Origin of the sequence: Paraburkholderia sp. GAS33 (assembly GCF_050436645.1) — a bacterium.
GTDB classification, from domain to species: domain Bacteria; phylum Pseudomonadota; class Gammaproteobacteria; order Burkholderiales; family Burkholderiaceae; genus Paraburkholderia; species Paraburkholderia phenazinium_B.
In genome coordinates this window covers 337,720-358,615 of record NZ_JBNDMP010000002.1, presented here as the reverse complement: position 1 = coordinate 358,615, position 20,896 = coordinate 337,720, and the positions used below count along the sequence as shown (strand labels likewise).

Annotated in this window: 14 protein-coding genes; 7 read left to right on the top strand and 7 right to left on the bottom strand. The window is 61.9% G+C overall.

Annotated features, from left to right (window positions below; genetic code table 11):
• Nucleotides 1-12 precede the first annotated feature (12 nt).
• The gene (locus tag P3T24_RS07995) at nucleotides 13-1,638 is read right to left on the bottom strand and encodes an RNA-directed DNA polymerase (RefSeq protein ID WP_429433597.1); all 1,626 of its coding nucleotides are present in this window, start codon (nucleotides 1,636-1,638) and stop codon (nucleotides 13-15) included.
• A gap of 916 nt (nucleotides 1,639-2,554) precedes the next feature.
• Between P3T24_RS07995 and P3T24_RS07990 the strand changes: the two genes are divergently transcribed.
• From P3T24_RS07990 to P3T24_RS07980, 3 genes are read left to right on the top strand one after another with little or no spacing between them, the layout of a single operon-like run.
• Complete coding sequence (locus P3T24_RS07990; protein WP_429433595.1) at nucleotides 2,555-3,016, top strand: hypothetical protein; 462 nt, start codon at nucleotides 2,555-2,557, stop codon at nucleotides 3,014-3,016.
• Between the two features lie 9 nt (nucleotides 3,017-3,025).
• Nucleotides 3,026-3,718: a P-loop NTPase gene (locus tag P3T24_RS07985; RefSeq protein ID WP_429433592.1), complete on the top strand. Its 693-nt coding sequence runs from the start codon at nucleotides 3,026-3,028 to the stop codon at nucleotides 3,716-3,718.
• A complete protein-coding gene (locus P3T24_RS07980; RefSeq protein WP_429433589.1) occupies nucleotides 3,711-4,484 on the top strand; it encodes a hypothetical protein in 774 nt (257 codons plus the stop codon). The genes P3T24_RS07985 and P3T24_RS07980 overlap by 8 nt, the downstream gene beginning before the upstream one ends.
• On the opposite strand, the gene P3T24_RS07975 is transcribed toward P3T24_RS07980, so the two are convergent.
• From P3T24_RS07975 to P3T24_RS07955, 5 genes are all read right to left on the bottom strand, one after another.
• The gene (locus P3T24_RS07975; protein WP_429433587.1) at nucleotides 4,385-4,627 is read right to left on the bottom strand and encodes a hypothetical protein; all 243 of its coding nucleotides are present in this window, start codon (nucleotides 4,625-4,627) and stop codon (nucleotides 4,385-4,387) included. The two genes, P3T24_RS07980 and P3T24_RS07975, sit on opposite strands and share 100 nt — an antisense overlap.
• A gap of 82 nt (nucleotides 4,628-4,709) precedes the next feature.
• Nucleotides 4,710-6,956, bottom strand: coding sequence for a ParB/RepB/Spo0J family partition protein (locus P3T24_RS07970; RefSeq protein ID WP_429433585.1), 2,247 nt, complete (start codon nucleotides 6,954-6,956; stop codon nucleotides 4,710-4,712).
• 133 nt (nucleotides 6,957-7,089) lie between these two features.
• Nucleotides 7,090-7,923: a DUF932 domain-containing protein gene (locus P3T24_RS07965; protein ID WP_429433582.1), complete on the bottom strand. Its 834-nt coding sequence runs from the start codon at nucleotides 7,921-7,923 to the stop codon at nucleotides 7,090-7,092.
• Nucleotides 7,924-8,729: 806 nt separating this feature from the next.
• A complete protein-coding gene (locus tag P3T24_RS07960) occupies nucleotides 8,730-9,365 on the bottom strand; it encodes an SET domain-containing protein (RefSeq protein WP_429433580.1) in 636 nt (211 codons plus the stop codon).
• Nucleotides 9,366-9,537: 172 nt separating this feature from the next.
• Nucleotides 9,538-9,729 (bottom strand): hypothetical protein, encoded by a 192-nt coding sequence (locus tag P3T24_RS07955; RefSeq protein WP_154565810.1) that lies wholly within the window; start codon nucleotides 9,727-9,729, stop codon nucleotides 9,538-9,540.
• Between the two features lie 401 nt (nucleotides 9,730-10,130).
• On the opposite strand from P3T24_RS07955, the gene P3T24_RS07950 reads away from it, so the two are divergent.
• Together P3T24_RS07950 and P3T24_RS07945 are read left to right on the top strand one after the other, a co-directional pair.
• A complete protein-coding gene (locus P3T24_RS07950) occupies nucleotides 10,131-10,376 on the top strand; it encodes a hypothetical protein (protein ID WP_429433578.1) in 246 nt (81 codons plus the stop codon).
• A gap of 129 nt (nucleotides 10,377-10,505) precedes the next feature.
• Nucleotides 10,506-10,757, top strand: coding sequence for a DUF1488 domain-containing protein (locus P3T24_RS07945; RefSeq protein WP_423803349.1), 252 nt, complete (start codon nucleotides 10,506-10,508; stop codon nucleotides 10,755-10,757).
• A 190-nt stretch (nucleotides 10,758-10,947) separates the two neighbouring features.
• On the opposite strand, the gene P3T24_RS07940 is transcribed toward P3T24_RS07945, so the two are convergent.
• Entirely contained in the window at nucleotides 10,948-11,259 is a 312-nt protein-coding gene (locus P3T24_RS07940; protein WP_429433576.1) for a hypothetical protein, read from the bottom strand.
• 876 nt (nucleotides 11,260-12,135) lie between these two features.
• Between P3T24_RS07940 and P3T24_RS07935 the strand changes: the two genes are divergently transcribed.
• Together P3T24_RS07935 and P3T24_RS07930 are read left to right on the top strand one after the other, a co-directional pair.
• Nucleotides 12,136-12,264, top strand: coding sequence for a hypothetical protein (locus tag P3T24_RS07935; protein WP_429433575.1), 129 nt, complete (start codon nucleotides 12,136-12,138; stop codon nucleotides 12,262-12,264).
• Nucleotides 12,261-20,867 (top strand): GH36-type glycosyl hydrolase domain-containing protein, encoded by an 8,607-nt coding sequence (locus P3T24_RS07930; protein ID WP_429433573.1) that lies wholly within the window; start codon nucleotides 12,261-12,263, stop codon nucleotides 20,865-20,867. Before P3T24_RS07935 ends, P3T24_RS07930 begins: the two co-directional genes overlap by 4 nt.
• The last annotated feature ends 29 nt before the right edge of the window (nucleotides 20,868-20,896 follow it).

The following is a 20,896-nucleotide window of genomic DNA, read 5'->3' as shown; positions in this document are numbered from 1 at the left end:
GCGGAACTCGATTCAAACGTCGCTTGAATCGAAATATTCCTCATCCATTTCGTCGAAATCGAACTCCTCCTCGATTTCTGCGTCGGTATCGAAATCGAACTCATCGACGTTCTCTGGCGGAGTCTTGAAGTCGAAAATAGGGGGCACCACCTTGTTTTCATCATAGAATTGAACACCGGCAGTTCGAAGAGGGCCAAAGAACGTGTGGTTGTCTATGAAGTCAGTATTCGCATTCCCTAACCAGTGACGTCGCCCTCCCTCATAGGAAAGTAGCCAGTCAGCGCTTTGGAGTGCTCCCGCCGCCGCATACTGCGCCAAGGCGTCGACTGGAAGTGGAGTTGTAATGGTTCCACCATGCTGTAAATCGAGAAGCATCAAGGTGCACACCGGACTACCCGTACGCTCGATCTCATTGACGACCGCCGGGTCCAAATCGATGGCCAATTGCTTGCAAACCCAAAGTAACCATGCCACCTCGCCATGATGGTCGGAAGCCGCGGACGCAGCGATCAGATTGTTGCACAGGCGGGCAACCGCTTCCTTGTCAACCGGATAACCGTGATGCTGGTATGTCGAAAGGATGTGCGCGACAACCTGAATGGTATTTGGAAAGCCGAATGCGCACTTCAGCAGATACGACTCAAAGATGTTCCAGTTCGATTTTTTGACGATGGTGGAGGAAATTTGCTTCACTCCATACTTCACAAGGCTCTCATCTTTGAATTTTTTCTCCAGAGCAAACAGACTTTCGAAGTAGTGGTGAATGTCGTCCCGCTGTTGTTTCCTGGCAGATGAAACTGAGAGTCGCTTGATCGCATATTTCCACGATTCCTCCACAAGCTCTTTCGTTTCAATGATGCGCGTCTTTGACGCATTGACCTGCAGTTGATAGTTACTTACCGCCCGGGTAACTGCCGCAAGAGCGCGTTCTGCTTCTTCGCGCTTGCTGAAGAAGAAAAAGAAATCATCCACATAGCGAAACCCGCGAGGCGCGCTTCCGAGTTCCTGTATGAGATGCTCATCAATCGCAACGGCAACCGTCTCAGCGAGAATATGTGACGTGTCTGGGCCAATGGGTAGGCCGATAGTCTGTCCGTCCTGGACGCCCATTGAGCGCCCGTCCAGAATGTTGCCGAAGACGGCTGGCACTTTTGCCCTATTGGCCTTTGCAATTGCTTTGGTGTGAAGCGCCCACGGGATTACGTGAGTATAGATTGTTGGGAAAAAAGCCGAGATATCAGTAACCAGTGCGTATCTAAATCCAGCTGCCGCAGTGATTTTCTCCTCGTAAAGCTCGCTGAATTTGGGAATCGTGATAGCACGCAATCCGCCGGCGATGGTTGGCGTGCTTTTCGACAGCGGACTCTTCGTGTAGTGGGCCTGTATCTGTGTCCAATAGTGAGTGATATCGCGCGCGAGATAGTAAAACGAAATTGGATTTAGTAACGCCGTCGTCCGGCGATAGTAAGACGATCGGGGGACGGAGAAACGCTCGAACAGAGTGCTAGGTGGCGTGACGACAGCGTCCCACTGTGCCTTAAATTTTGGGAGTTCACTGGCGAATGTCTCGGACGTGAAATTCGGCGGCAGCTGGACGGGAAAGTAGCCTCTGGAAAGCAAATCCTCAAGCATCGCCATAAGTTTTCACCGCGCTGTTTTCAGAATTGCATGATACAAGAATTTGCTCGCGGAGAACCCCTCCGTACGCCCGGTATCCGCTCCGGGACTGCCACTCACATGGCTCCGTTGGTTCAAAGGTGACCGGCCGGAGTTGGCGACGGTTCGACGTGTGCAGACGACAACAGAAATGTGCATGGTGCCCACTACCGGCAAAAGCCAATCCTGCCATCCCTTGTTTTCCCGTTGTTCAGTTTGTCGGCTGCAAATCCCGTGAGCGGGGTAGCCGCTGCTGCGCAAAAAGAACGACTGCCAAGCGCAAGAAAAGCGATCCACTGCCGCAGAAAAACCATCTGCGGCACGCCACAAATTGAGCCATTCGCGAGGGACGGTGCGTGACATCCTACGGATAGATTTCCCTGCTCGCGCAAATTGACCGACCAGTTTGGAGAACGAAACCCATAGGTGATGGCGCAATATGGAGAACGCAGGGTTCCGTGCTTCGCGCAGTAAAATTCAGATGACCTATTGGATTTCTACACGAGAAGGCAGCCTCCTCCGCAACTTGAAGATGCAGGGTGTTGACGAGCCGCGCAGGAAAAACCTGGGTAACGAAGCGGATTAAATCGAATCCTGCGATTGCCCGGTGCAACGTGCGCGACCGCAGCTCTCTCCGGTGAGCAATGTTTCTACCAGTCAAACCTGTATCGGCGCGCATCCATTGATTGCTATCGTCGGGTAACCTGGACGGTCGTGCCTTCTCGCACGAATCCCGGCGTGTTGCCCGTGCAGAACGACGCAAAAAAATTTCCTGTTCCGGTCAGTTCCTCTGTATTCCACCGCGTTCCCGTGCCTTGCTTCAGGCCCGATTCGGGGGATTGACGATCACCGGGAATCGTTTGCAAGATGGCATTCAGGCCGTACACCGGAGCGAATCATGCCGATGGTGAAGAGCTTCACCCAGGCGCAATGGGACGCCGCCTCGCGCCGTCTCGATACGCTGCCAGAAAAGCCTGCGCATGAGCATCGCGTCAATGTCCGGGATGCAATCAAGTCAATGCAGGCCCAGATCAGCAGCGCCCGGAAAAAGGGGTACACGCTAGAGGAAATCGTTCATCAGCTTGCTCAGGATGGCGTCGAAATCAGCGCAAGCACGTTGAGATACGCGATGCAGCGCGCGGCGAAAGAGAATCGACCTGTGCAGGCGGAAGGGACCGCCGTGCAGAGAGCGACAACGGCAGCACGCGTGAAGAAGGGTAGTCAGGAACGTTCATCAGATGCCGGCAACAAGGCTGCCGGGAAAACGCAGGATGGGGGAACGGCAGTCAGTCAGCAGGGATCAATGGTGATTCGGGACGCGTTCTCGTTCGAGATCACGCCCGATGTTGAAAACTTGTAGAGGGCTCAAATGGACACGACGATTCCCCCCATTTATCTGGTTGGTGGCAGCAAGGGCGGTGTGGGTAAGAGCTTTGTATCGCTTGCGCTGGCCGATTATCTCCAGCGGCAGGATATGCATGCCGCGCTGGTGGAAACCGATACCGCGAATCCGGACGTCATGAAGGCAGTTCAGGACGAGATTCATTGCGTTGCCTATAGCCTGGACGAGGCGGATGGCTGGATTGGTCTCGTCAACTTCTGCGATGGGCATCGTGACGCGGCAGTGATCGTTAACACAGCGGCACGCAACCAGGCGGGTGTCGCGCGATTTGGTGCGATGCTGGCTGGTACGTTGGGCGAGCTTCAGCGCCGGCTGGTGGTCCTGTGGGTGATTAACCGGCAGCGCGACAGTCTGGAACTGCTGCATGGTTTCAGCCGGACCTTCCCCGATGCGGTAACGCACGTTGTACGCAACGGGTACTTCGGCACGCCGGACAAGTTCACGCTGTATCAGACGTCGGAGCTTCGCAAAACCATCGAGACGAAGGGCAAGTCGCTTGATTTTCCCGAACTCGCGGATCGGGTTGCCGACGAACTGCGTGGTCAGCGTCTGTCGATACGCAAGGCAACGGAGACGATGCATATCGGCGAACGGGCAGAGCTGCTGCGATGGCGCGCGCTATGCGGAACGATGTTTGCCAGGGCGATGGTCGATGGCTAACAGGCGGGGCAGGCCGCCGGACGCACTTGCCCGTCTGTTTCTCGACGTCACGGGCGAGTTACCCGACGACGCCAGTATCTTGCGGATGCGGCGGGTGTCGGGGGCACTGAACCTGCGCGACAACGATGCGCTGTGGTCTGTGCTGGTCATGCTCGAATACTACGAGCGGCTCTATGAGGCGATGCCGGAACGCGTCCGGCAGGCGGGCGCAGGCAGTCTCGATGCGGTGCGTGCCGAGACGCGCACGGCGGCGGATGCGCTGATGGCGAAGCATCGCGACGCGCTCGCGCGCTGCAAGGCGACGATTGAACTGGCCGAACGGATGATCAGCGAGCACGAAACGCGCTATCGGGCTGCGCTCGCGGAATTGAACAGCGAGGCGTTGACGTTGCTGTCGGAACGGGCCGCGAACCGGATTGCTCATGCAGCAGGGAACCGGCTTGTGGGTGCGATGGCTATCGCGGCACGCGATCAGCGGCAACGGCTCGATGCAGCGGTGGCGTCGTATGAACGGGTTGCCGCGCGCCGTTTCGTGAGGGTGTGCTACGGGCTGGCAATCGGCGGGCTGGTGGTGATGGTGCTGGCGGTTGGCGTTGGCGGGCTGGCAGGTTGGTGGGCGAGCAGCCATTCGGTGCGGGCAGACGGTTCGCCGTCCGCCCGCACAGCCTACACTTCATTGGTCTCGTCTTCCATGAACTCGGTGGCGCGGCGGAGCATGCCTGCTGCCACGTCGCTCTGGTCGAAGGCAATCATCGGTGAGAGGTAGCCTTCTTCGGCGGGGGCGAGCGGCCATTCATAGTGCCGCCCTTCGTTGTATTGCAGGTCGGTCGCCTCGACGAACGTCAGGTAGAAGCCCGGCGCGCCTTCGGCGTTGGTGGCGAGCGCGGTCATGCGGAGGCGGTTGGTCATGATGGTTTTCTCCGTCAGGTAAGCAGGCGGCGGGTAGAGGTCTGTCGCCTGCCTCGCCCCGTTGCCGGGGCGAGGGATAGGGTTAGGCCGCGAGCGGGCCAGATTGCCTGCCGTTCATGCCATTCGCAGTCGGGAAGGGCCACGGCGTCAACGGGCTGGCAGCAACGAGGGTGGCTTCCGTGTCGGCAGGCGTGCTGTTGATGTGTTCCGTGCCGGTCCCGGCGTCCGGTTCCGTGTCGCCGTCCTCACCTTCCGGCGTTTCGTTCCCGCCGTCTCCGATATCGGCATCGTCGCTGTCGTCCTCATCCTCCTCGTCACGGTTTTCGCATGATGGTGTGGCCGGGACTTCACGATCGGTGAGGATTTCCGGGAGCCATGCCGCCTTTGCGAGCCGAAGCTCGGCGGCGGCAGCCGCGTCGGACTTCTTCATCTTTTCGAGGTCGGCAGCAGCCTTCGGAGACACGGCGGCGGAGACGACTTCCGCGATGCGTGCTTTGCTGACGTGATCGAAATACGTCGCGCGCGTCGGCGTCCAATACAGCGTCATGTCGAGGTTCAGTGCGCCCGCGAGCGTATTGATCGCATGCGGCTTTTCCTCGCCTGCGATGCCGTCGAGCAGGGCGCCGGTGCAGAACGCAAGCAGGTCAAGCAGCGTCGTGCCGGGGTCTTGCTCGATCAGCCACGGCAGCAGGTCGGCCCGCTTTGCAGGCAGTTCCGCGATCCAGCGTGCCCGCTGCGTCTCGATGGCGTTCCATGCGGGGCTGGCGGGCAGGTCATCGGCGGCGCGCAACAGGGTGTCGTGGTTGTTTTCGCCGGACAGCGCCAGATAGCCGCGCGCAGACGCGTGGCCGTAGTGCTCGGGGAGTGCCTTCGGGATCAGGCAATGCAACACGGCGGCGAGCGCCACGGCGGGTTGCGCGACCAGTTCGGCGTGAGTGGCGGCGGTGCGGTGCGCGGTGAGCCGCTGGCAGAGCTTCGCACTATGGACGGGCCTGATCTTCGGAACCTTCGCAGACACCATGTCGTTCGCTTCGGCTTCGGGCGTGCCGGTCACCTCTGCGCCTGCCGCTTCGAGCGCATCGGCGTTCTCGCGGCGTACGAGGCCGCGCTCGATGACGAGTTCGCCGTGCGGGCCTACGATGACGAACGCGCCCGCTTCGGCCATCTGCTGCGCGTCCCATACCACCGTGCGGCTTTCGAGCGCGATGATCACCGCATCGAGGCGCCCGATTTCCTCATTGAGGCGGTCGACTTCCTCGTAGGCGTTTTCGTCGTCCTCCGACAGTGCTTCGAGCTTCCCGGCAAGTTCGTCCTGCTGCGCGGTGAGAGCGTCCATTTCGCGCTGCGCGTCTTCGGTGTACGGACGCTGCACGGGGCGCAGGCGGCCGTAGCGGTTCAGTTCGAGAACATCGCGCTCGACGCGCGTTTCGGTCCAGCCCCAACCTTCGGCGCGCACTTCGGCGGCGGTGGCGTCGAGTTTCTGCGCGACGAGCTTCTGCAACAGTTCAGCGTCGGCAATGTATCCCGCGTTCTCGTCGTCGCTGAACAGGTCACGGCGCACGTAGCCACCCTCGTTCTCGTAGGCCGCGATGCCGACGAAGCGCACAAGGCGGCTGCGGCTCGCGTCGATCTCAGCGCGCGTGATTGCCTGACGCAGATAATTCGGCTGGCGTTGCCAGTCGTTCGCGTCGAACCAGATATGTTCCTGCGTTTCGTGGTCGTCTGCGAGGGCGAGCGCGGCAAGCTGGTCGAGCGTGATCGCGTCCTCGCGCAGCAGCGCGAGCAGCTTCGGGGAAATGTTGGCGAGCTTCATGCGCCGCCTGACTGTAATCGGTGACGCAGAAAAGAGCGCGGCGATGTAATCGACGCTGCGGCCTTCTTCGGCCAGCATCCGGTAGGCGCGCAGCACATCGAATGGGTCGAGCCCCTCGCGCTCGCTGTTTTCGATCAGCGAAATGGCGAGCGCTTCGCCTTCGCTGACGACCCGAACGGGGACGGGATAGTCGGCGGTGATGTGCTTCTGCTCGAACAGCAGGTCGAGCGCGGCCTCCCGGCGCTGCCCCGCGCAGACTCCGTACTTACGCTGCTTGCTGCGCGCCCCCTTCATCTCGTGGACGACGAGGTTTTGCAGCAGTCCCTTCGCACAGATGTTCGCAGCAAGGCCGGAAATGCCTGACAACGGCTTCGTGCGAGCGTTGAGCGGCGAGCGGCGCAGACTGGAATAAGGCACGGTCACGACCGGCTGCTCGTTGCCGAAAGTGGTTTCGAGAACCGGCGCGGCTTCGGCTGTACCCACCGTGGTGGTGGTTTCGATTTCATGGGCTTGCATGATTGACTCCAGAAAGTTGGAAAGAGAACTCCGGGCCAAGTTGGTGCTGGATGCTGCCAGGACCTGACCCGGATAGGAGTCCTGACAGAAAGTGACGGCATTGAGGCGTTTTAAGCTGTCCCCTCTGCCGTGCTTATGCCTTCATCTGGCGCATCGCGTCCGCGAGCATCCAGAGGGCGCGGTTGAGTTTCACGTTCTGGTCGATACCGGTGATGGGGCGGGTGGACATGGAGCGCCCGGTGCGCGAGCGTCCGTGCAGTCCACCCTTGGTGAGGTTTTCCTGGACGCGGTTAAAGACCGTCCAGAGGTCGTCACGACGATCCTCGAAACGGCGCGGAGCGAGTAACTGGCTTTCGGTGACGGGCGCGGGTGCCTCGGTTTCGGTCGGGTCGTAGCGCAGCGCGAGCGCGGAGCGTGCGAACGCATGCTGTTCGTCGCGGTCGAGTGCCACGTCGCGCATACCGTCCTTCTGCTCACGGATCAGGTCGAAGCCGTCGAGCACGTCGAATGCGCCGTTGATGACGTTCTGGACGATGTTGCCCTTGTGTGGCACGCGGATATCCCGGACGCTGTCGCCTGCGACCATGCCGTTCTGGCAGACGAAGCGCAGCACGCCCGCGAGCATCTGGTAGCTGCTCGTGCCGTCGTGCGAGTTCAGCAGCACGATTTCATTGGCTTCGTCGCCGGTGATCTGGTCGGCGTGGCGAAGCCGCAGCATGTGTTTCGTGTACTCACGGCGGTCGCCGTGGCGTACGCGGGTCTGGCAGGCCATGAAAGGCTGGAAGCCTTCGTTGCGCAGGCCGCGCAGCACATCGATGGTCGGAATGTAGGTGTAGCGCGCGGAGCGGCTTTCGTGCTTGCCGTCGGCGAAGATGGACGGGGCGACGCGGCGGATCTGATCATCCGACAGGGGCGAGTCCGAGCGGAGCATCGGGGAACCGTAATAGAAAGAGGAAGCGAGTTGCATGGCAATCTCCACAGCAAAGGGTTGAGGGCCTGAACCGGGCGAGGGAATGTGTCTTGCCGTTGTGGCTGGACACCTCCCGGTGGAACCCGGGGTTGGCTTTGCTGCCGCCAGGCTCCCGGGTTTCCGCCCGTGCGACTCAGGGAGCCGATAGCGGGCAGGCGTCAAGGAAAAAGGCGGGGGAGAGGTGCGGGCAACACGGTCCCTCGCCCCTTGACGCCTGCCCGCTATCGGCTACGGTCGCGGGGTGAGGGCGGTAACCTGGGAGCGCGGTGCATGCCGTGACGCGGGTTGACCGGACAGGCGGCCGTGCCGGATGGAAGATGACGGGGTTGACTGCTGCGCCAGGGATTGATGCCCGACAGGGGCGAGACGCGGTACGCGGCTCGACGCGCAGCGCGAAAGCCCGGCCCGTAGCGCAGGCGAAGGGCGGCGCCCGGGAAGGCACGTGGCAACGCCGATCGTCCGTGACGGACAAGACGCGCCGTCGGTGCCGACGTCGGGTTCAATCAGGATGATCCGGACGAGTGCAGGCGCTCTGGACGTATGAAGCGGGATGTGATGGCGAGGAGGGTGTGACCGGACAGAGGAGGCAAACCACCACGCGGCACGAGGGATGGTCACACAGGTCGTCAGGCGATCGGGTGGTCTAGCTTCACAGGGCACGCCGTGTGAGAGTGACGATACGTGCAAGGCCGGCACTATGCCGCGGCGCAGCCGATGCTTGCTATCTGAGAAACGCTACCCTGTGAGATCCGGTTGCTGTTGTTCAGCGAAGGAGGGTTAGCCGCCGAAGGCGCTCCTGAATGCTATGCAACGACCAGCGCGTCCTGAGACTGTCTTTCGACAATGGGGGCGGCTTTATGTGGCGCCGCGCTCGAATTCGCGACGTCTGCGAGCCGGTCTGGCGCGGACATTGACTCCGGTGTCACCTTGATCTGCCATCTGCGTTCGGCCAGCATGGTTCCCCGGCAGTCTGGCGAGCCGCAGTGGCAGGCGTACCGATGCCGCAGTTGACGGGTGTACCGGCCTTCGACAAGGAGCGCGTAGTCGATGCTGAGCTCTTCGCCGCTTCGTATCGGCTGCACGGTCTGTATGAAGATCCGGCCATTGCGGTCTTCCGCTTCGCAGTTGGGGCGGCACGCATGATTGATCCACCGGGCGCTGTTGCCGTCCACCGCACCGTCTATGACGGTGCCGTCGCCGATGTCGAAATAGAAGGTATGGTCCGGATGCGCAGGATCGCGGGGGTGACGGAGCAACGCCTCCTCCCAGGAGATACGCTCGCCCCGGTATTCACACACCTGTTCGCCCGCGGCAAGTGCGCGCGTGGCGAATACACCCCTGCCGTGAACAGGTGACCGGCGAACAGCGAACCGCTTGCGACGACGCTTGGTATCGGCAGGTGTCCGCGCAACAGTATCGGAATCGTTCTTCAATGGCATGGTCGGTACGGTTGGGGAACGGAGGAACTGGGTCAGGCAGCCGGGATAGAGTGCCCCGGCGAATTTCCTTTTTCAAGCGCTACAATTATTTTCACCCCAGCGATACAGGCGTAATGAGATACCGACCGACGCGAACGCGTGTCGCGCAGGAGAGAAGCACGGGTTGGAGGAGCTACAGGATCCTCATGTAGCGGATTCTTCCGATCTGGGGCGAACGTTCCAGGATCAGGTCCGCAATGAATTCGGGGAGCAGGGCGCGCGGAATGTTTGCAGGAACATTGTCGACCAGTTGAGAGGCTACGCGCGCGATAAAGTCATCGGGCGAGCTTGCCAGACTGTGTTCATAACTCACGCGGTACTCCATGACGCACGATGCTCCGGGGAGGCTTTCTCAGCGAACGATTCTACCAGCCGCCGGGGCGGCTCGCGGTACGCGTTGATGGGTCGGGAGGGCAGTGTATCTGCCTTCCGGGCGTTGGCAAGCGCTTGCAGGCGGTGATTCACATGCCATGCGCGCGGCGTTTCAGGGAAAGGGATTTTGCCGCAAGGGAATGGTTGGTAGAATCCCGGCCTGCAGAATGGACCAATCCTACCGATGCGTTTGCCTGACTACGCATCCCATCTGAGTGCGACCATCTCGATATGGCGGATAAATTGTTTACCCGAGAGCGTTCTCGCAGTCTGCCGGAGGAGGGGAGGCACTCGTGTGTTTGCCGTCGACGATGACGCCCCAGGTACGGCCCGACAACTGGAGACTGTTTCAGTATGAGTTTCGGCGACCCGATATTCAGTAAGCGGCTGCGCAACGGGGCACGCGTGCGCACGAGTGCCCTTGTCGGTTCGAGAACCCCGTATCAGGAGGGTGAGCTTGAAGTGGTCGAGATTGGCCCGTTCGTGTCCGTAGCAAACGGAACACAGGTCCGGTTCCGGGCACGTTTGACCGAAGCCGGCGGGCTGCTAGCCGGTACTGTCATCCATACACGGTGGGGCGTGTGCGAAGTCGTGGACTGACCGGCAGGGAACCGCTATCCTCGAAACGGCGGATGTTTTGCGCGCAGAATAGAGACGCGCGAGTTTTGCCTTAATCGATTCGAATGCCAGCAAGTGGCATTACACGGTTGCAGACGTGAAAGGATGATCGTGGCACTTCAATTCCCCAATCCCAGCGGTAGCTACGATGCTACGAGACATTGCGTATGTTTCTGGGGATACGGCAATTCGCGCGAAATCACCTTCCAGGTTGACGACGCGATGCTAAGAAATCTGCAACCTGACGCTGGCTGTGACGAGCGGTCGATGCTGAGCGCCTTCGACCAGTTGCGAGAGAAACTCTTCGAAATTGCCAGGAAGCAGTACGTCGAAGGTCCTCAAAACCGGTACAAGATTTTCTGACCGGTGGCGTTGTCCGTAGAGCTAACACGATACAGGCGGGAAATTCTCAACAAAGGCAAGTTGATTGGCCCAAAGCCGTCACTAAAGCCGAAGGATGTCTGGGCGATTTGAATCCATCTCTGGAACACGTTTAGAAGGGGCGTTTGCGCCCGATGGTGTCGTGCATGCGTGTCAACCCGCATGCCAGTTGTTATCGAGCACCGAAGAAAATGGGCATTTCCGCATCGCCAGGCGAACAGACTCCTGGAGTTGCATCCTGTTGCCGCACAGCAAAGAAATCGGCATCTACTCCGAGCTGCTGGACGCGCTTGAGCCAGTCCGGCATATCGCCCTCACCGTTCCATTCGTTGCCTTTGTGGTCCCGGTAACGGGGCGTCAGCGGTTTATCCGCTTCGATGGCAGCAGCAAGATCCTCGGCGCTGATGCCATATTCATCCATGCGCCGGCGAATCCAGACGATCAGGCGATCGCGGGCTTCTCCATCGAAATTGCGGTGCGGCAATCGCGGAGCCGGTGGCGCTTTCGCGACCTGGTTTTGTTTGTGTAAAAACATGGTTATCTCAAGCGTAATGCTACGGGCTGGCCTGCAAGGCAGCCGTTCAGGGGGCAACCCGATTCATTGCATCAGTCGTGTAGGCCGGGCGGGAGAGAAGGAAAAATTCTGGAATGCAGAAAATCCGGGAAGCAAGCTGCGAGCATCGTGAACATAAGATGTCGCGAGGACAGCATACGCCATATTCGTCGCTGACGGGTTTATGAATCCGTTGCAGTTCGTTTCACGGACTTCCTGCGGAAGGCACGCAACAGACAATTAAAATATAAATCGCGACATAGTGACCAGATGCGCCCAGACTGCGAGGTAGGGCTGTCGCTTTCGCGACCGGCAAATCAGGAGAGGCACGATGACAAAGAGCACAACGCGCGGCAATCGCGAGGCCAAAAAGCCTAAACAACCCAAAAAAGTGCTCGCTCCCGCAGTTGGTGTGTCCGCGACGGTCACACCGAAGACCGCTTCGGCCAGCGCACCGGCAAGAAAGAAATAACAGGCCCACCGGGACACGGATCCGTGTCCGTCTCCACACTTTCCGGGTGTTCAGCTGGAAAGCGCTTCGACAGGGCCGTGAAGATGCGCCTGTCCCTCATTCATACCGCACCGGTCCGCTCAAAGCTCATCCGACGCTTTAGTCCATCGCTAAAACGGTAGCCACCGGTTGGCGCACGTGCGCGTCACGGCCGAACGCACACAGAAACTGTGCGCCTGCTGTCTCATCCTGACGGTTCCTCGCGCGCCCACCCGCACCCGTGAATCAGGCCATACCCCGGAGGCTTGCATGCACGCGACGCGCGCGGTGCGACCTCCCCGAAGGAAGATCCGATCATGTCCCATCTCGAAGAACTGTCCGGCGCTACAACGATGCCGAACGATGCGCTCGCCGCCAGCGTGCCTCGCCACCGCAATTCGTTCGCTCCAGCGAACTCACCGGCGTTGCAGGAAGTTCGCCTATGAACCCGATCCTTCGATATGTGACGAGGCATCGCTTGCCGTCGCTGCCGTGGACTGACATTGCGCCGGTCCGCGAAGAGCTGTTCGGCGTCGAGCGGCTCGAGCAACACGCCGAGAGCCTGGCCGCCGCGCAAGCCATCACGAAGACACCGCCCGCGGTTTTATCGTTGCACACGCGACTGAACGACAACGCCGACGTCCTGCTCGCAGCCTACCGTGCGAGTGCCGAGGAACTGGAGAGCGGCCGGGGCGTGGTGCCCGCCGCGGAATGGCTGCTCGACAACTATCACCTCGTCGAGGAACAGATCCGCGAGATCCGCGACGACCTGCCGCCTGGTTACTACCGTCAGTTGCCCAAGCTCGCCGTGGGCCCGTTCGCAGGCTATCCACGCGTGTTTGGTCTCGCATGGGCGTTCGTTGCCCATACCGACAGTCACTTCGACCCGCAGATCCTGCGGCGTTTTATCAGCGCGTATCAACGGGTTCAACCGCTGACGATCGGCGAATTGTGGGCCGTGGCGATCACGCTGCGCATCGTGCTGATCGAGAACCTGCGACGCCTGACTGACCAGATCACCGCAGGCCGTAGCGCCCGCGCCGACGCCGACGCGCTCACCGAGCGTCTGCTCGAATCGGGCGGCGCCCGTTCGGCGCTCGAAGCGGACATCGCCTCTCGTTCCGCAGGCCTGTTGTCGGAGCTGTTCGCCGCGCAACTCGCCAAACGGCTGCGTGACCAGGATCCGCGCACCATGCCGGCATTGGGCTGGCTGGAAGAGCGGCTCACGCTTCAGGGCGCCTCCATCGAGGAGGTCGTGCAGCACGCACAGCAGCGCCAGGGCGCATCGAACGTCACCGTGCGCAATGTGATCACGAGCATGCGGCTGATTTCCGACATCGACTGGGCGGAACTGTTCGAGGAAGTGAGTCTCGTCGACGCCCATTTGCGCGCCGGCAGCCACTTTGCCTCGATGGATTTTCCGACGCGCAATCTGTATCGCAGCGCAATCGAGCAACTGGCGCGCGGCTCGTCGTTTACCGAACTCGAGGTCGCGGGGCTGGCGCTGGAATCGGCGCAGACGGCGGCACTGGAAGCAGGGGACACCGCGCAGGCGGAACGCGCAGGCGACCCCGGCTATCACCTGATCGCCGAAGGCCGGCAAGCGCTGGAGCAGGCGATCGGCTTTCGTCCGCCGCCGCGTCTGCGCATCACCCGGTTCAACGTCCGGCTCGGCATGGGCGGCTATGTCGGCACCATCCTGACTGTCGCCACGACGTTGCTGGCGCTGGTGTTGTGGGCGATGTGGATACTCGCGCCGAGCGGTCTCGAACCTTGGGTGTTCGTACTCTTCGCCGCGTGCGGATTTCTGCCCGTCACCGAGATCGCGACTGCGCTTGTCAATCGCGCAGTGACATGGAGTTTCGGCGCAATCGTATTGCCGGGTCTCGAGCTGACGGATGGCGTGCCGTCGTCGTTGCGCACGCTGGTTGCCGTCCCGACGCTCCTGACGAGCGAGGCCGATCTGCGCGAACAGATCGAACGTCTCGAGGTGCATCATCTCGCGGGCGCCGGTGGTGACCTGTCCTTCGCGTTGCTCGCGGACGGGCTCGATGCGGACCAGGAAGTGCTGGAGGGCGATGCGCATTTGCTCGCCGTGGCCGCCGACGCCATCGAAGCGCTGAACTCCCGTTACGAGCCAGGCCCCGGTGGCAGCCGTTTCCTGCTGCTGCATCGCCGTCGCCTGTTCAATCCGAGCGAAAACAAGTGGATGGGTTGGGAACGCAAGCGCGGCAAGCTGCACGAACTCAATCGACTGCTGCGCGGCGCGGCGGATACGAGCTTCATGCCGATCGCCGGCCGTGCGCCGCAGGTGCCGCCCGATGTGCGCTACGTCATTACGCTCGACGCCGATACGCGTTTGCCACGCGACGCCGCGCTGCGGCTGATCGGCAAGATGGCGCACCCGCTGAACCGCCCCACCTTCAGCGAGGCCGAGCAACGCGTCGTCAACGGCTACGCGATTTTGCAGCCGCGTGTCACGCCGTCGCTGCCGGTCGGCCAGGAAGGGTCGCTGCATCAGCGCGTCTTCTCCGGACCCGGCGGGATGGACCCGTATGCGGCGGCCGTGTCCGATGTCTATCAGGACCTGTTTGGCGAAGGCTCGTACACCGGCAAGGGTATCTATGACGTCGATGCCTTCGAAGCCGCTTTGCATGGACGAGTGCCGGAAAACACGCTGCTCAGTCACGATCTGTTCGAAGGGGTTTTCGCGCGCGCCGGACTCGCCTCGGATGTCGAAGTGGTCGAGGAAGTGCCGTCGCGTTACGACGTGATCGGCAAGCGCCAGCATCGCTGGACGCGTGGCGACTGGCAATTGCTGCCGTGGATCGTCGGCCATCGCGGCCCGGACCGGCACGCGATGCCGTCGATCGGGCGCTTCAAGATGCTCGACAATTTGCGCCGTTCGTTACTCGGCCCCTTGATGGTCGCCGCGTTCGCCCTATGCTGGCTGATGCCGGCCCATGCCGCAATCGCAGGCGCGCTGCTGATGTTAGGCGCATTCGCGATACCCGCTTTCCTGCCGACTTTGTTCGCGGTAGTGCCGCGCCGGACCGGGATCCGTTTGCGCAATCATCTGGAGGTGCTGGCCGCTGATGTGCGGCTCGCTGCCTTGCAAACATTTCTCTCCGTTGCGTTTCTCGCGGACCACGCCTGGCGCATGGGCGATGCGATCGTCCGGACGCTGCTGCGGCTGTTCGTGACGCATCGCCGGCTGCTCGAATGGACGACCGCTGCGCAATCGAAGGGCAGTCCGCGTCTCGATCTGCGTGGCTTTTACCGGCAGATGACAGGCGGTGTCGCGCTCGGCCTCGTGTTGCCGGCGGGTGCGATTGTGTATGCGCCGTCGCACTGGCCACTCGCGCTGCCGTTTGCGCTGTTGTGGCTCGCCGCGCCGGCGCTAGCGCTATGGTCGAGCCGATCGCCAACAGTCGCACGGCGCTTCGCGATGGCGGAACTGGACGCGCGCAGCCTTCGTCTCATCGCGCGCCGCACGTGGCGCTTCTTCGAGACCTTCGTGACACCGGCAGAAAACATGCTGCCGCCCGACAACTTCCAGGAAGATCCGGTGCCGGTCGTCGCACACCGCACTTCGCCGACTAACCTGGGGCTCTATCTGCTGTCGGCGATTGCCGCGCGCGATTTCGGCTGGGCGGCGACGACGCAAACCGTCGAGCGCATCGAAGCAACGTTCGCCTCGATGCACAAGCTCGCCCGTTTCAAGGGGCATTTCTATAACTGGTACGGGACGCTCGATCTGCAGGTTCTGGCGCCAGCGTATGTATCGTCGGTCGATAGCGGCAATCTGGCCGGTCATCTGATCGTTCTCGCCAATGCATGCGAAGAGTGGCAGCACGATCTGCTCGCACCGGCTGCGCGGTCCGGCATGGTGGACAACCTGCAGCTTGCACGCGCAGCCATCGACGCTTTGCCTGCCGCTGGCGGTGAACGCGGCAAGCAGCTGATAACAATCTTCGAAGAGATCCGCACGCAGTTGCACGGCGCGCAAACGCTCGACGCACTGTCGCCGTTGCTCATGCGCTTGACGGAAAAGGCCGGCAAGGCCACGCGCGAACTGGTACCGGCGGGCGGCGACGACAGCTGCGCCGACCTGATGTTCTGGGTCGACGCTCTGAGCAAAAGTCTCGTCGAGCACGCTCGCGACCGGCAACAACTTGCCGAGGCGCCCGGTCTTCTGAAGGCCCGTTTGAAGGAACTCGCCGATACGTCGCGAGCGCTGGCGCTCGACATGGACTTCGCGTTCCTGCTCGATCCGGAACGCAAGCTGCTATCGATCGGCTATTCGCAGTCCGATAACAGCCTCGACCAGAACTGCTACGACCTGCTCGCGTCCGAAGCGCGGCTCGCAAGCCTGTTTGCCATCGCCAAAGGCGACGTGACGACGCGCCACTGGTTTCGCCTCGGCCGCGCTGCGACGCCTGTCGGCAATGGCTCGGCGCTGATCTCGTGGTCAGGCTCGATGTTCGAATACCTGATGCCCTCGCTGGTGATGCGTGCGCCGGTCGGCAGTCTGCTCGAGCAGACGAACCGCCTGGTGGTGGAACGGCAAGCGTCGTATGGACGTTCGCTGGGTATTCCATGGGGCATTTCGGAATCGGCGTACAACGCGCGCGACATCGAATTCACCTATCAGTACTCGAATTTCGGTGTGCCTGGCCTCGGTCTGAAGCGCGGGCTTTCGGAGAATCGCGTGATCGCGCCCTATGCAACGGGACTGGCCGCAATGGTCGACCCGCAGGCCGCGCTAGAGAACTATGCACAACTCGCCGGGCTGGGCGCGCTGGGTCGCTATGGCTACTACGAAGCGCTCGACTTCACGCGCTCGCGGTTGCCGGACAACGCGGACGTGGCAATCGTGCGCAACTTCATGGCGCATCATCAGGGCATGACCATCGTGTCGATTGCGAACACGTTGCTCGACGCGCAGATGCGTGCGCGTTTCCATCGCGAGCCCATGATTCAGGCGAGCGAACTGTTGTTGCAGGAACGCATGCCACGCAACGTTGCGGTTGGGCATCCCCGTGCGGAAGAAGTGAATACGTCGGCAGCGGTCGCCGGCGCCGCCCCGTCGACGGTACGGCGCCTCGCAGCGTCAGCTGTGGCCGGTGCTGCACCGGTGACGCATCTGCTGTCGAATGGGCACTACGCGGTCATGCTGACGGCAACCGGCGCCGGTTACAGCCGTTGGCGTGATCTCGCCATCACGCGTTGGCGCGAAGACGCGACGCGCGACGACTGGGGTTCGTTCATCTTCCTGCGCGATACGCACAGCGGCCACGTGTGGTCGGCCGGTGCGCAGCCGGTGGGCAGCGAAGCCGAGTACGAAGAGGTTGTGTTCGGCGAGGACCATGCGGAGTTCATTCGTCGTGACGGTTCGTTGACCACGACGATGGACGTGCTGGTTTCCGGCGAGGCGGATGGCGAAGTACGCCGCGTCTCGTTGGCAAACAGCGGACGTCGCGCGCGCGAGATCGAGCTGACGTCGTACGCCGAAATCGTGCTCGCGACGCCTGCCTCCGACAACGCCCACCCGGCCTTCTCGCGGATGTTCGTGCAGACCGAGCACCTCGCCGAATTCGGCGCGCTGCTGGCTACGCGCCGTCCACGGTCGCACGATGAAAAGCAGGTGTGGGCAGCGCATTTCGCGGTGGTCGACGGTGAGATTGTCGCCGATCCGCAATACGAATCGGACCGCGCACGTTTTCTCGGACGCGGCAATAACGCAGGCACTGCAGCGGCGATCTTCGACGATCAGCCGTTGACCAACACTGCCGGCACCGTACTCGATCCGGTCTTTGCACTCAGGTATCGCGTGCTGGTGCCGCCGGGCAAGGTTGCACGCGTGACGTTCTGGACGGTGGTAGCCGAGTCGCGGGCGCTGTTGCTGGATCTGGTCGACAAACACCATGACCGTAACGCGTTCGATCGCGCCAAAACGCTTGCGTGGACGCAGGCTCAGGTGCAGTTGCGCCACCTGGCAGTCGAAGCCGAAGAGGCCGCGAATTTTCAGCGCCTGGCCGCGCCCGTGATTTACGCCGATACCCGCTTCAGGGCGCCGTCGGACACGATCATTCGCGGGGCCGACGTGCAGTCGGGACTCTGGCCGCACGCGATTTCCGGCGATCTGCCGATCGTGCTGCTGCGCATCGACGACGTCGAAGACATTGCGCAGGTCCGGCAGTTATTGAGGGCGCACGAGTATTGGCGGATGAAGCGGCTCGCCGTCGATCTCGTCATCATCAACGAACGGGCGTCGTCGTATATCCAGGAGTTGCAGGGCGCGATCGAAACGGCCGTGCGTAGCAGCCAATTGCGGCCGCGCTACGGCGAAGAACTCGCGCAAGGGGCCGTCTTTACGCTACGCGCCGATTTGATGGGCGTGGAGGCGCGTGCGTTGCTGCAATCGGTTGCGAGAGTCGCATTGATCGCCCGGCGCGGTTTGATCGCCGAGCAACTCGCGCGCTTGCCGCAGTCGCGTGGCCAGGCGTCGGCGTTGCGCCAGCAGAGGCCGTCGATGTCGTCGCCATGGCCTGCAGCGCCTCATCCGCCGCGCATAGTTTCTTCGGCTGCGTCGAGGCTCGAGTTTTTCAACGGCCTGGGTGGTTTCGATAAAGACGGCCGGGAATACGTCACCGTTCTCGTGGCAGGCGCGACGACGCCTGCGCCGTGGATCAACGTGATTGCGAACCCCGGCTTTGGCTTTCAGGTCGCGGCAGAAGGCAGCGGCTACACGTGGGCTGAAAACAGCCGAGAGAATCAGCTTACGCCATGGTCGAACGATCCGGTCGAGGATCCGGCGGGTGAGGCGATCTATGTGCGCGACGAAGCCACTGGCGAGGTGTGGGGCGCAACCGCACAGCCGATCCGCGACGGCGGGACCTATGTCGCGCGTCATGGGCATGGCTATAGCCGCTTCGAACACGAGGCGAATGGCATCGCGCTCGACTTGCTGCAATACGTGCCGCTCGCCGATCCGCTGAAGATTTCCCGGCTGACGGTGCGCAATCTGTCCGCGAGGCCGCGACGTCTGTCCGTGACGGCGTGGAACGAATGGGTGCTCGGCACCTCGCGCGGCGCATCCGGTCCCTTCATCGTGACGGAGATCGACTCTGCGACCGGCGCGATGCTGGCGCGTAATCCTTGGAGCATGGGGTTCGCGGGACGCGTCGCGTTCGCCGATCTCGGCGGCCGGCAGACCGCATGGACGGCGGATCGTACCGAATTTCTCGGCCGTAATGGCCGCAGCGCAGCACCCGCCGCGCTGAGCGGCAATGCACGGCTCTCCGGCGCGACGGGGGCAGGCCTCGATCCCTGCGCGGCGTTGCAGGACGTGATTGAGTTGAGCGTCGGCGAGATCGTCGAAGTGGTGTCGTTCGTCGGACAATGCGCTTCCGTCGAAGAAGCGCGCGCGTTGATCGAACGCTATCGCAAGGCCGATCTTGACGCCGTTCTCGCCGAGGTGACGAACCACTGGCACAAGGTGCTCGGCACCGTCCAGGTGAAGACCCCGGACCGCGCGATGGACCTGATGTTGAACGGCTGGCTGCTGTATCAAACGCTCGCGTGCCGTATCTGGGCGCGCTCGGCGTTCTATCAGGCGAGCGGCGCTTATGGGTTCCGCGACCAGTTACAGGACGGCATGGCGTTGACGCATGTGCAGCCGGACGAGACGCGCCGGCATTTGCTGCGTGCTGCGGCGCGACAGTTTGTCGACGGCGATTTTCAGCATTGGTGGTTGCCGCAAACGGGGCAGGGCGTGCGCACGAGGATTTCCGATGACCGCGTGTGGCTCGCGTTCGCGACGGCAAACTATGTCGGCTGCGCTGGCGACGTCGCGATTCTCAATGAGACTGTACCGTTCCTCGACGGACCGCTGCTGCGACCCGGCGAGCACGATGCGTTCTTTCAACCGATGATCGCAGATGAATCCGCATCGTTATTCGAGCACTGCGCGCGCGGTCTCGATCAGTGCATCGAACTGACCGGCGAGCATGGCTTGCCGCTGATCGGCACGGGCGACTGGAACGACGGCATGAACCGCGTCGGCGCCGGTGGCAAGGGAGAAAGCGTTTGGCTCGGCTGGCTGCTCTTGCGGACCGTTGAACTGTTTGCACCGCTGGCTGAATCGCGCGATCCGGTTTCGGTGGCGCGTGCTGCACGCTGGCGCGCTCATGCGGCCTCGTTGCGAGAATCGCTGGAACGTGACGCATGGGATGGCCAATGGTATCGCCGCGCGACGTTCGACGACGGCACATGGCTTGGCTCGAGCGAAAGTGACGAATGCCAGATCGATTCGATCGCGCAGTCATGGGCGGTATTGTCCGGCGCGGCAGACCCAGCGCGCGCAACGCTTGCGATGGCCTCGCTGGAGAAGCACCTGATCCGTCGCGACGACGCGCTTGCGTTGCTGTTCACGCCTCCGTTCGATAAAACGTCGCACGATCCGGGCTATATCAAGGGCTACCCGCCGGGGCTGCGCGAAAACGGCGGCCAGTATAGTCACGCGGCGATGTGGGTGATTCTCGCATCGACGAAACTGCGTGATGGCAACAAGGCGGCCGCGTTGTTCTCACTGCTCAATCCGGTCAATCATGCGCGCACACCGATGGAAGTCGAGCGTTACAAGGTCGAGCCTTATGTCGTTGCCGCCGATGTCTATTCCGTGGCGCCGCATGCCGGGCGTGGCGGCTGGACGTGGTACACGGGATCGGCGGGGTGGATGTACCGGGCGGGTATCGAGGGCATTCTTGGGATTCGCCGCGAGGGGAATTTTCTGGTGATCGATCCTTGCATTCCGGATACGTGGCCGGGGTTTGAGGCAACCGTGTCGATGCATTCGACGCGCTACGAGATCCGCGTCGAGTCCGCTGACGAGCGTGATGTGATGCGTGCGGTGCTCGATGGCGCGGGTGTCGAATGTGGTGATGGACGGGTGCGCGTGCCGCTTGATGCCGGGTCGCATACGCTCGTGATCGCCCTTTGCGTCGGGGTTAGCGAAGACGTGCAGTCGGGTGCTCAGATCGCCTGACGATTCACGCATCGAGCAATTATCTTGCA